The sequence below is a fragment of the Halomonas sp. N3-2A genome, assembly GCF_002216165.1.
Taxonomy (GTDB): Bacteria; Pseudomonadota; Gammaproteobacteria; order Pseudomonadales; family Halomonadaceae; genus Vreelandella.
This window is the reverse complement of record NZ_CP022286.1, coordinates 1,241,961-1,254,090: the sequence shown is the minus strand read 5'-3', so window position 1 is coordinate 1,254,090 and position 12,130 is coordinate 1,241,961. Positions and strand designations below refer to the sequence as shown.

Sequence of the window (12,130 nt, the reverse complement as noted above, 5' to 3'; positions counted from 1 at the left end):
TGCATGCCCCGCCAGAATGAAGCTACGTTTTTACGTGGCGTACTCCGCAATAACGAAGCGGCCGCACAATTTTGCGAGATGCTGTTTCGTATTTCTCAAACCCTCGACGACCTCGTTGATAAAGATAACCCAGTAGCCGATACAACGCTGATCCGCACGTTCTGGGAAGCGCTAATTGAGCTGCCCGCTAACCCGTTTTACCGAGAGCATGAACCTTACCTACGCCCGCTAATGGCCAGTGCACTACAAGATTGGCGTGATAGCGCGTGCCTAGAACGTTCTGACAGCCGCCATTACAAGACCCTTGCCTTTGTACTTCGCGACCAGCTTACCGGTGTGGTGACGCAGTGCGCCTATCTGATTGGCGGTTATGAGTGGATGAACAAAGTCAGCCTATCAATTCGCGATCACTTTCACGAAGACGGGCTTGATGACTACCTGGCTGGACTTGACCCCACGCAAGACGAAATGTACCAGCAAGATGTTGACGAATCACTTAATGGGGGTGAGGTGTGAGCGGCGGTGGTGGTGGCAGCAACACGATTAAAGACACACCTGAACAACGCCAGCTTGCACAAGTAGCCGCCGAAAAGTGGAACTTTGCCCAAGAGAAGCTGGCACCGCTTGAGAACGCTTACATGGAGTCGGTGGGCGACATGACCAGCGACGCCAATATGAGCTATATCGCTGGCCGCACACTGCAAAGCCAGCAGCAGGCCGTAAGCGAGGCAAGCGACCAAGCAGGTTTGCAGTTAAGCCAAGCAGGCATCGACCCGTCTAGCGGTCGCGCGCAATCCGCTATGAGCGGCATTGCGTTAGGTGGTGCCAGTGCCGGGGGCGAAACCCTTGGGCGCGCTCAATTTGAGCAAGAGAACCAGCAGGTTCAAGGGCTGCAGAACATTGTGGCTATTGGTCAGGGCCAAGCGGGACAGGCACAGCAAGGTTTATCGAGCATTGCTAGTCAGTCTGCGGTCGATGCCCGCCAAACAGCTGCTAATCGCTTTAATCGCCGTAGCGCCAACCTTCAATTGCTTGGCCAGGTGGCAGGTGCGGGTACCGCCAACTATCTCAACCAACCCAGCCAGCCCCAAGGGCTGAATCTTTACGATCAAGTCAGCACAGGCGGGGTGTAATCATGCAATACCAACCCACGCTAGGGCAGATTAATTACGCTCCTTCCCAGACGGCACAGCAACGCATTGACCCAAACCAAGCCATGCGCGGCGACCAAGGAGCCTCACAACTACTTGGTCAGCTCAACCGTGCCCAATGGACAGACTGGAAGAACCGTTTTGCGCCGTACGTCGATGAGCTGGCCCGCGTGGCTCAAGACAACAATGCCCCGGGCACTGCCGCTGCTAATGCTAGTAACGCGGTGGGCTTGGCGTTCGACAGTAGCCAGCAAGGGCTTGCCCAGCAGCGCCAAGGGTACGGCATAAGCCAGACACCCCAGCAGCAAGCCGCCGAAGAGCGTCGCACCAGCCTAGAGCGCAGTGCCTCAATGGTCAGTGCAGGTAACGAAGCGCGCATCTCTGCCCAAGATCGACAGCAAGCAATTCTCGCCGGCGGTATGGGGCTTTCGAATATTCCTGATCGGGTGATGAACCAATGAGCTACGGGTTACTAGGGCTGCGTCAAAAAATGGAAGGCGAGGCCATGCAAGGGCTGGGTGACCTCGCAGGCCAGCAACGCCAAGCGAAGGTGGCAGCCGATCAAATGAAGCAGGCCGAGAGCGCTCAAAAAATGAGTGCGGTTGGTACCGGTGCAGGCATCGGCATGATGGCAGGCGGCCCCGTCGGTGCGGCGATTGGCGCAGGCGTTGGCTTTCTCGCAAGCTCAATCTTCTAGGAGAACACCATGGCAGGACTAGATACACGCGGCTTGGCGAGTGGCTTTGCTCAAGGCTTTGGGCTGATGAATCAGTACCAGCGCGGTCAGCGTGCTGATGAGCGCGCCGATCAGCAAATGGGCATGCAGCAAGAGCGTATGGATATGCAGCGCGAGCAATTCAGCGCTCAGCAGGAAGATGTGCAGCGCCAACGCGATATGGAAAACATACAGTTCACGTTGGGAAAAATTGGTTCGGGCATGGATGTGGCTGAGGACGAGCTGGAAACGCTGAGGAAGTATCCCAAGTTTTGGGCAGCGCTCGATCCTCAAACAGACGCATCGATCAATCAAGCGATGAACGTTATCGACCCTAACACCACCGTAGATGCCAACGATCCCGAAAGCCTGGAAGCGCTCAACCAAATGTTTGGTGCTGAGATTAACCGCGGCGAGGGTGGGCAAAAACGTGTGGTGGGCATGTATCCGGCACCCGATGGCCAGAGCGTTGCACTAGAGCTTGAGGTGGTGGGTGAAGACGGCAACACCTACCAAGCGCCGATGACCGAAGGGCGCGGTACCGCTGACGATGACCTGGTGAAGTACGTGCCGGTTGAAGCACTGGTAGAGCAGGTGCAAGGCATGCGCTTGCTACGCAATACCATGCGCACGCCAGAAGCTCAGCAACGTGCGTCACAGGTGCTTGGCCTATTACGCGGTGATAGCAACGAACGCTGGGAGCAAGTGCAAGGGCCGGGCGGATCAATTCTGCAACGCAATACGGTGACTGGTGAAACTAAGCAGGTGCTAGGACGGGCGCCGCAGTCAGGAGGTAATTACTGGAATCGGCCAACAGCCACGCAAAAAGATATCGAATATCTTGTAAATAATGGCTTAGCCCCTAGCCGCGAAGCGGCCTGGCAAATGCTGAATCGCAGCAATGACTCATCTCGTGACGAGCTCAAATATTACACGGGTCGTTTAGAGGATATCGAAAGCATATTGAGTGCGCCTGGCGCAGCTAACGCTATGAATGATGAAGAGCTTGCTCAATTTCAAAGCGAAAGACAGGCCATTCGGGATATGTTGCCAGAGTTAGAAAGCCGTGCCTTTGGGCGTCAGCCCGCAGGATTAAGCATACCCGCATCAAGGCAGCCTTCAGCAGCGGCTAGCCCCAGTACTGAGCCGCCGCAGCCCGAGCCCGAGCGAGAGCGCGGTTTAAGGCCTGGACCAGCACCTAGCGAAGAAGCTGACGAAGATCCTGCCGCCGCTATTTTGAACAAATACTTCTAATCAAGAAGGAGCCGCGTGTGAACGCCGCCGAAAATCGCACACCTCCCAAATGGACAGATATCGCCAACGATCCAGACTTCCAAGCCGCTGATTGGGAAACCAAGCAACGTGTACGCGGCGAGTTTTATCGCCGCGCCATAGAGCCCAATACGCCTGCGTCGCTACGCGAAGATGTGCAAAGCCAGTTTTTTACCCGCACTGAAGCCGATGTTTTTGGTAAGCGTGAAAAACAGCAGAGTAATAATGAGAGTCAGGCTGAAGCGCCCAATTTAGCCAGTAACGCCTTGCGTAACGCGGGCGAACGGGGCCTTGATCTAGCAGGCAATGCGCTTCAGTTCGTCGGTAACGTGGCAGATCGTGGAGAGCAAGCAATTACCGAGGCGCTTGGAGGGATTAACCCTGGCGTGATTGGTGGCAGCGTTGACGAGATGCGCGAGCGTGGCTACAAGCCAGATATTGCGTTAGGCGGCTTTGGCCTAGATTTTACCATGCGCGCTAAGCCCGAAGACACAAGCACCGGACTTATCGATACAGGACAGGCGGTAGAAGATATAAGCCTCGGCTACCAGTCTAACTACACGATTGATCGCGCACTAGACGAGCCGAGCATTAAAACCATTGCAGGCGCGGCTGCCGAGCAAGGGCCCGCTGCGCTGGCTGATATGGCGGGTTTGGTGGTTAATCTACCGGCTTACCTAGCTGCCCGGACACAAGAGATTGGCGAAGGGCGCGTAGAGAATGATAACCGCGAAGGAATGCCGGAGGGGCGCGACTATGCTGTATCCGGCCCGACGGCTGCCGCTTCAGTGCTTCTAGACCGCTTTGCTCTTGGCCGTTTACTGCCGGGCGGCAAAAATGCAGTGGCCAGCGCCCGTCAAATTCCTGGTGCCGTTGGTCGTGCTGCCGCTACAGAAAGCGTAACTGAAGCGATTCAAGAAGGCGGCATTGAGTACACGGGGGAGTCTGTTGGTACTGAGACTGGCTGGGATGCTACAACCGCTTCGCGCCGTGCGGCAGGTGGCGTTATTGTAGGCGGTCCCACTGGGGGAGCTGTGCGAGCTGGTACCGCTGCCATGGAGGTGCGCGGAAATAATCAGCAGGGAAGCGAGCAACCAGAGACGAGCGAATCGCCTACTGAGCAATCTTCCCCCGCTCCAGAGGAAACGCCGACTCCAGAAGCCGAAACCGCTAATGCTGAGGCAGTCGGCACCGCTGTCGAACTAATCGCTAAGCCTCGTTTTGAGCTGTCATCCGCCGAGCGCGATGTGCGTGATTCCATCAGCTACGGTGACGCCTTTAAAGCCCTGCGCACTGCTGCTGAGGAGCGTGGCGATAGTGATGCCGTTGCTGAAATGGACGCCATTAGCAGCGAGATATCCGCCGCACTTGAGGCTGAAACCATCGCGCGGTCCCGCAACGATAGCGATGCTTTAATGCCTGTTCGTGAGCAGCTACAAAGCGTCTCTGAGCGCTTCACGCGCGTAATGGATCGCTTAAATAGCACTGACAACAATGATGGCACTCAAGAGCAAGCGGCAGGCTTGGATATGGGCGCTCAGCGCCGTTGGGAAGAAGCATGGCGTGAGCAGGCTGCCCAAGACGGCATAGCTGACTACGACCCAAATGCTGACTTGCCCGACACAACGGTTACCATCAACGGCGAGCAAGTGGCCGATGAGTCACTAGCGCCGCCAGTTGCGCCGGATGCCACGCGCCAAGACGAGCAAGCAGAAGAAGTAGCTCAGGAACCAGAGCAGTCAGAGGAAGCCCAGCCCGAACCAGTACTGCCCCCTAGCCAGCCGTCGCCAAACCCTGATTCTAAAACACCGCGCCGCGTGCCGGTTGAAAGCATCCAGGTAGACCCCCAGGCCTATCAGTTCCGCACCGAGGTTAATGAACAGGGTGTAGATAGCCGCCTTGAGGGCATTAAGAAATGGGACGATATACGCGCTGGCAATCTAATTCTTCATGAGCGCAGCGACGGCAGCGTGTACGCCGCCGATGGCCACCACCGCATTAACCTAGCCCGCCAGCTACAGCAGCCAGACGTGAACGCGATTGTGCTTCGTGAAGCCGATGGCGTCACCGTTGAGGATGCACGTCGCGAAGCTGCCGAGGCGAATATCGCTGCAGGTAGCGCCACAGCGATGGATGCCGCCAAGGTATTCCGTAACAGTGATGGCGATATTGATACGGTTATCAGAGAGAGTAATCTGCCGCGCACTCAGCTTGTGCGAGACGGTGCCGATATTGCCAAGTTGGATACTGAACCGTTTGGCTCAGTACTTAACAAAGTCATTACCGAAAAGGACGGTGCAGTCATTGGCCGGTCTTTTTCAGACCCCGATCAGCAGCTTGCTGCCGTGGGCGTATTCCAACGCGTGAAGCCGACCAACGATAATCAGCGCGAGCTGCTAGCTAATGAAGTACGCCAGGCAGGCTTTGCCGAAAGACAGGGCGAACAAGGCGGTTTGTTTGGCGAAGACCCGGCAGAATCGCTTATTGGCGAACGTGTGAAGGTGATGGATGGCCTGCGCCAAACTCTGGTGCGAGACAAACGCTTATTCGCTACGCTGAACGATAACGCCAAAACAGCCGAGCAGGCTGGTAATCGAATCGCCAAGGATCGTAATAACGCTTTGCAGGAAACGTCGGCAGAGGCCATTGCGCTACTTGAGCGAGCAACGACCACACCGGAAATTAACCAGCAGATCAACGACGCCGCGCGCAGGGTAAAAGAAGGCGAAACCCTCGCCAGCGTGACGCGAGAACTTAAAGAGGCATTACTGAATGGCCCTAACAGCACAGCAGCGAGCGAACGACGTACACCAGCACCTAGCAGCGGACAGGCTAATCAAGCAGGGCAAGACGCTGGACGAAGTGAACCAGTACCTGCAGTCAACGACGCACGAACAGCGCGTGCAGGAGAACAACGCCCACTTTCTGGAGCAGGAGCGCAAGCAGAACCAGCGGTAACCCTAAAAGCTGATGGCAAGCCCTTCCAAACACGCAAAGCCGTCGAGCTATCTAAGCGCTTCCGTGACACGCCGAACGCCCAGCCAGTGGAAATAGATGGCGGGTGGGGCTTTTATGTGCAGAATACTGCTCAAAAAACTGCTAGCCCCGTCATTAATGAGCAGAATAATACCCAACCCTTGGGAAGTTCCGGCAGAGGGATAGGACAAGCTGTTAATTGGCAGCGTCGAAGTAAAAATAGCAAAGTATGGAATGGTAGTAATGGCATGGTCATTGCTGACCACGGATTTAGCTCTGGCGGTAAACGTTTACCCATGTATATGGTGTTTGAAAACCGCAATGCTTTCGATAAAGGTATACAGCTGGCGACTAAAGACACGCTTCGAGAAGCAAAGCAGTTCGCTGTCACTGCAGGGCGCCCTACAACACAGCGATCAGATGATCTAACCCTTGAAACCCAAACAGAAGAAAGCCTTGCCCAGCGAGAGCAAGAGGTTCAACAAGCCGAGCAAGCTGACGCTGACCAGCGCAACCAAGCAACGCAGCGCGCACAAGCTGACCGCGATGCTAACGACTTTGTGCTAAGCGGCAGTAACCGTAATGCTGATATTGCCGAATCGCGCGGGCAGAACGACATATTCAGCACGTCGCCTTCCCTTGAGCCTGCAGCCCAAACCACAGAGTTGCCCCTGGCACCAAAGGATTCCCAGCAGCGCAAACCAAAAAAGTTAACACCACGTCAGCAGCTGGTTAGCGATGCTTTTGGCGGCGCCATGGTAGGCAATACGATCAAGCTAGCAACTGATGTCGGTTACTCCAAAGCTGGCGATTCCTATACCGTCGATTCGATCAATAAAGACGGCACACTTCAAGCCACCAACGTAGAGCGTGGCAGTTCTGTGCTTATCAGCCAGGGAGAGTGGACGCATGCCAGCAGACGCACCAAAGCCCCAATTGCTGAAGTGACAAAGGCCGAACAGGAAAGCGGTCAGAGTAACCAAGAGGCAATGTATAGCCTTCGTAGCGTGGTGCGTGGCGATGGCAAAGAACAGGGCGTGAAGCTAGAAGAAGCGCAACGCATCGCTGATGAGTTTATGGCAGACTACAATGGCAATATCCCGCTTGATTTAATGGTGGTGAATCGCCAAGAGGATGTATATGGACCCGCAGCAACCCGAGAAAACGTCGGCGTCATCAAAGGAGCCTACCACTCAGGATCAGGAAAGCTCGTACTTGCAGCTGCCAGCCTTCGTGACGCGCGAGACGGGCGAAAAACATTACGGCACGAGGTGGTTGGACATTATGGACTTAATACCTTCGAGCCTACAGTCAAAAGGCAGATCCTTGATCGCGTTCTTGAAACGCAAGAAGTCCCGTCGTTAAGGCCTGCTTGGGATCACGTTAATCAGCATTACCCAGCTGATTCCACATCGGCAGATGTTCGCGCAGAAGAAGTATTTGCACATTTAGCTGAACGGGAGAGAGGCCGTTTTGGGGCTGCCTGGGATGGTGTGCTTTCACAGCTTAACCGCGCGATGCGCCAAGCAGGCCTTACTAAGCACCCTCTCAGCCGTGCAGAGCTCCACGATTTAGCATCCACAATAAGTAAAGAAATACGTGAAGGCCGACGCCAGCAAAGAACATTTCCCGAAAGTGATCAAGCTTCCTTCCAGCGTGAACAGCCAGCGGTTCAAGAGATATCCGCTGAACCCCAATCATCCATAGATGCGACCGAAACGGCTCTACGCAATGCCAGTGAAGCCGTGGAGAGCGCTCAAGCAGCCCCCCGCGCTACTGATATTGCTGCTGCGCTAGCGGATACCCCAGAGCTGACTAACACTAACGTCATTCAGTCAACTACTGAGCTACCACCTTCAGCGCTTATCGGCATGATGCTTCGTAGTGTCAACCCTGCCGATGTTCGCGGCATGTTCATTGGTAATGAGTTGTATGTGATCGCTGACAATGTCGCCAGCGTAGAAGAAGGCGTACAAACCGCCATTCACGAAGCAGTAGGGCATAAGGGGATTCGTGGTGTTTTGGGCGCAGATATCGACCCCGTTATGCGCCAGGTTTATAACTCGTTGCCGCTGGATCCACGCGGACGTGAAGCGCTGAACGAAGTGCTGGAAAGCTATCCCTTCCTAGATCGGTCCAACCCTGAACATCAGATAACGATCGCTGAAGAGATGGTGGCCCACCTCACTGAGAAGGGCTGGCGGCCTAACGTGCTGCGCCGCGCCGTTGCCAAAATTCGTGAGCTCCTACGTCGCTACTTCCCTAGCATGAACTGGACAGACGCGGACGTTATGCTGCTGTCTGAGCGTTCGCGAGAATACTTGCGCCGCGAGCAGCAAGCCAGAGATTCCGAAGCAGCACTATTCAGCCTTAATCGTCCCCTGAGCGGACTAAGCGCTCAAGACGTGGCCGCACAACTACGCGAAGCACACCCTGGGTTAAAGCTAGATTTGATGGGCAAGGGTGGCCGTGCAACGCTTTCCCGCATTGTGGTGCCCGACAATGGCCGAGAGGAAGGTACTGGCACCCAAGTGATGCAACACCTAGCTCGCTGGGCAGACGCCAATGAAGTCACCCTTGCGTTGACTCCTTCCTCAGATTTTGGGGGCAATACACGACGCCTGCGTGACTTCTATAAGCGCTTTGGTTTTATCGATAACAAGGGGAAAAAGCGAGATTTTGAAATAAGCGAGGGGATGTATCGCGAACCTTCTCAGCAGGCAGATGACATGCTCTTCAGTCTTAGCCCCACGCCAGGCGGTGACTATGACAGCGACAGCACCAACTTCGCGCTGCCCGACGAGTCGCTAAAGCAGACCGCGCTGCGAAAGATGGCTGACAAGATGAACCGTCTCAAGGTAACTCAGGAGGTTATCAAGAAAGCAGGCGGGAATATCAATGAAGACAATGATGTCTACCTAGCCGAAGAGTTGTTTCACGGCAAAACAGAACGCGACCTGAACGAGCTGAGCCGCAACTACGTTGAAAAACTAGCCAAGGGCATGGCAGCGCGCGGCATTCAACAGGAAGAACTAGACGCCTATCTTTACGCCCGTCATGCGCCAGAGCGCAATGCCCGCATTGCTGAGCTTAACCCTGATGATCCGCGCTACGCAGATGGTGGCTCAGGTATGACCAACGCTGAAGCGGCTGCCATCATGCAAGAGGCTGAAAGCAGCGGTAAGAAGCTCCGACTTGAACGCTTAGCCGCTATCGTGGATGACATGCTGGCTCATCGCCGCGAGATAATCCGCGAAGGTGGGCTTGAATCTGATGAAACGCTAGATGCCTGGGACGCCAGTTACGATTACTACGTACCGCTAAAAGGCTGGGCGAATGATGAAGATGTTCCTGTAGGCCAGGACGGCAATGGTCGAATGCGTTCTGGTCGCGGCTATGAGATCGGTGGGCGAGAAACCAAAACAGCGCTTGGTCGCCTATCTAAAGCGGCGTCACCCTCTACGCAAGCGATTGTTGATACCACCGAGTCTGTTATTCGCAAGCGCAAGAACGAAGTCGGCAACGCCCTGCTATCACTGATTACGGATAACCCCAACCCCGATTTGTGGCAGGTGTTCACTAACAACGACCCGGATACTCAGCGCACTCAGGTCGAGCGCACTAATCCAGACGGTACCAAGCGTGTCGAAGTAGAAGAGCGCCCGGTAGCTATGGAAATGAATGAGCGCTACTTCAAAACCAAGAAGGCGGGCCGGACGTACTACATCAAGATTAACGACCAGCGCCTGCTGAACGCCATGCGCAATGTAGGGCCGGAAAGCAACTGGCTCATCACCCGAATTGCTGGAGCTGGTACCCGCGCATTATCCGCGATGATGACCAGCTATAACCCTGAATTCATGCTGACCAACTTTGCCCGAGACGTGCAAACGGCGTTGCTCAATGTTGCAGCAGAACAGACACGGGATGACGGCAAGATAAAAGGCGAGAAGATTGCCAGGCAGACGGCTAGAGATATTCCCCGCGCCATGAAAGCAGCCTATCGCGGGCTGGCTGACCCTGACGCGCCGCGCAATACTGAGTGGGATCGCTGGTTCGATGAGTTTATCGAGGATGGGGCCAAAACAGGCTACTTCGACATGAAGGACTTGGCCGGCCAGGCCAAAGAGATCAAAAGAATTATTGGCCGTGAGAACGGCGGCACCATGGGCAATATGCTGAAAGCGAAGAAGACCGTGGCTGACTTCGTTGAAAATATGAATGGCTCTGTTGAAAACGCGGTGCGCCTATCCGCCTACGTAAATGCACGCAGGACGGGTATCAGTCGCAAGAAAGCGGCTAGCTTGGCCAAAAACTTGACGGTCAACTTTAACCGGCGCGGCGAGGCAGGCACGGGGTTAAACGCCATCTATATGTTTGCCAATGCCTCCATCCAGGGCACTATGAACGTCGCCCGCACCATGGCAACCGTGAAGGATACGCCGGTGGGCGGTAATCGGATGAATATCTGGGGGCGCATGAACGCTGCGCAGAAGTTGGCGGTCGGTATGGCGGTGGGCAGCTACGCCCTAGCAATGTTTAACCGCATGATGTCAGACGAGGATGATGACGGCGAGCTGTTCTACGATAAGATTCCTGGGCACGTCAAAGAGCGCAATCTGATTCTGATGACCGGTGGTCAAAACTATGTTCGGCTGCCACTGCCTTACGGATACAACGTGTTCTCAAATATCGGCACGCATGCCGAGTCTGTTATGTCAGGCAAGTCATCACTAACGGATGCGGGCAAAGATATGACGCTGGCCATTCTGGGCAGTTTTTCACCCATAGGCTTCCAAGACTCTGATGACGCGGCTGTAATGATTGGTAAAAACTTAACGCCCACGCTGCTAGGCTCGGTAACTCAGGTGGCTGTGAATGAGGATTTTGCAGGCCGTGTGATCTTCAAAGAGAACTTCCCGTTTGGCACGCCCAAGCCTGATAGCGCGCTCGCCTTCCGGTCTACGCCATCGGCGTACCAAAGCTTTGCCCAGTTTATAAATGAGCTCACCGGCGGCAGTGAGTACCGATCTGGCGGTGTCGACGTTAGCCCTGATGTACTGCAGCATGTGGTCAACTATTACGGTGGCGGAGCTTGGTCGTTTACTGAGAAAGTGGCCGACAGCATTAAACGCACGGCGACTGGCGAAACCATCGACGCTCACCGTATTCCGTTTGTGGGTCGCTTCAAGTCCGAGATTAATGAATACGGTGATATTCAAACGTTCTATGAGCGCCGCACGGAAGTTGGGCAGCTGCATGAGGAGTTTATCAATCTCCCCAGGGAGGAGGCGCGCAGCTTCTATGACGAGCATGGCGGCAAGATAGCACTGTTTGATATGGCGAAAGATCTTGAAAAAACGCTGACAGAGCTACGCAAGGTGCGTGACGCCATCGAAGCCGATGACCGCTTTACCCCTGAAGAGCGCGACGAACAGCTCGACGAGATTGAAGACGCGATGGATAGCGAGGTAGATTTCTTTAACCTGCTTTACAACCAAGCAGGGGAGGCTGTTCAGTAACGATTAGGCTAGGAGGCGTCGCCAAGTAATTCTTGACGCGTCTCCCAGGCATCTATTACTTCCTGCTGCTTTGATTCAGGCAGCATTTGATAAAACCGCTGGGCATATCGCTCGGATTTTTTTATGTCATCAAGCGCTGATATATAAAGCATGACTGTGATTAACAGTGTGATGCTCAATATGGGGACAGTTCACGAAACGGAAAAAGTCGTACGCTAAGCTTGTGCTTCTTAGCGCTTATCGGGCTAGTCCATAACGATAAACGGAGAGTGCGCTGGTCAGCCTCGGCGTAGCCACAGAATCTCGCACGACATAAAAGAAAACGCCGATTGACATTTTTCGCTAAAAGTGTTAAAAGTCACGCATACTCACCTATTTGATTGGCTTGGTATGCAAAATACGTACGATTCAGATCAGCCGTCAGCGGGTAGCAAGCTACCCCTGTTACCGCTCGACTTGCATGTGTTAGGCCTGCCGCCAGCGTTCAATCTGAG

At 54.6% G+C, this 12,130-nt stretch carries 6 protein-coding genes; all 6 read left to right on the top strand.

All coding sequences use genetic code 11. The annotated features are described in order from the left end of the window. The first annotated feature begins 3 nt into the window (after positions 1-3). From CEK60_RS05835 to CEK60_RS05810, 6 genes are read left to right on the top strand one after another with little or no spacing between them, the layout of a single operon-like run. Positions 4-516, top strand: a complete 513-nt coding sequence (locus CEK60_RS05835) for a hypothetical protein (RefSeq protein ID WP_089038228.1) — start codon at positions 4-6, stop codon at positions 514-516. Continuing rightward, positions 513-1,133 (top strand): hypothetical protein, encoded by a 621-nt coding sequence (locus CEK60_RS05830; protein WP_089038227.1) that lies wholly within the window; start codon positions 513-515, stop codon positions 1,131-1,133. Before CEK60_RS05835 ends, CEK60_RS05830 begins: the two co-directional genes overlap by 4 nt. Positions 1,134-1,135: 2 nt before the next feature. After that, the gene (locus CEK60_RS05825) at positions 1,136-1,612 is read left to right on the top strand and encodes a hypothetical protein (RefSeq protein WP_198361470.1); all 477 of its coding nucleotides are present in this window, start codon (positions 1,136-1,138) and stop codon (positions 1,610-1,612) included. Beyond that, positions 1,609-1,848, top strand: a complete 240-nt coding sequence (locus tag CEK60_RS05820; protein WP_089038225.1) for a bacteriocin — start codon at positions 1,609-1,611, stop codon at positions 1,846-1,848. The genes CEK60_RS05825 and CEK60_RS05820 overlap by 4 nt, the downstream gene beginning before the upstream one ends. A gap of 9 nt (positions 1,849-1,857) precedes the next feature. Further along, complete coding sequence (locus tag CEK60_RS05815; RefSeq protein ID WP_089038224.1) at positions 1,858-3,120, top strand: hypothetical protein; 1,263 nt, start codon at positions 1,858-1,860, stop codon at positions 3,118-3,120. Between the two features lie 17 nt (positions 3,121-3,137). Beyond that, positions 3,138-11,636, top strand: coding sequence for an LPD38 domain-containing protein (locus tag CEK60_RS05810; protein WP_089038223.1), 8,499 nt, complete (start codon positions 3,138-3,140; stop codon positions 11,634-11,636). Positions 11,637-12,130 lie beyond the last annotated feature (494 nt).

Excerpts from the sequence above, each read along its gene's own strand:
- CEK60_RS05835 (WP_089038228.1), top strand. The coding sequence starts at position 4 with ATGCCCCGCCAGAATGAAGCTACGTTTTTACGTGGCGTACTCCGCAAT.
- CEK60_RS05825 (WP_198361470.1), top strand. The coding sequence starts at position 1,136 with ATGCAATACCAACCCACGCTAGGGCAGATTAATTACGCTCCTTCCCAG.
- CEK60_RS05820 (WP_089038225.1), top strand. The coding sequence starts at position 1,609 with ATGAGCTACGGGTTACTAGGGCTGCGTCAAAAAATGGAAGGCGAGGCC.
- CEK60_RS05815 (WP_089038224.1), top strand. The coding sequence starts at position 1,858 with ATGGCAGGACTAGATACACGCGGCTTGGCGAGTGGCTTTGCTCAAGGC.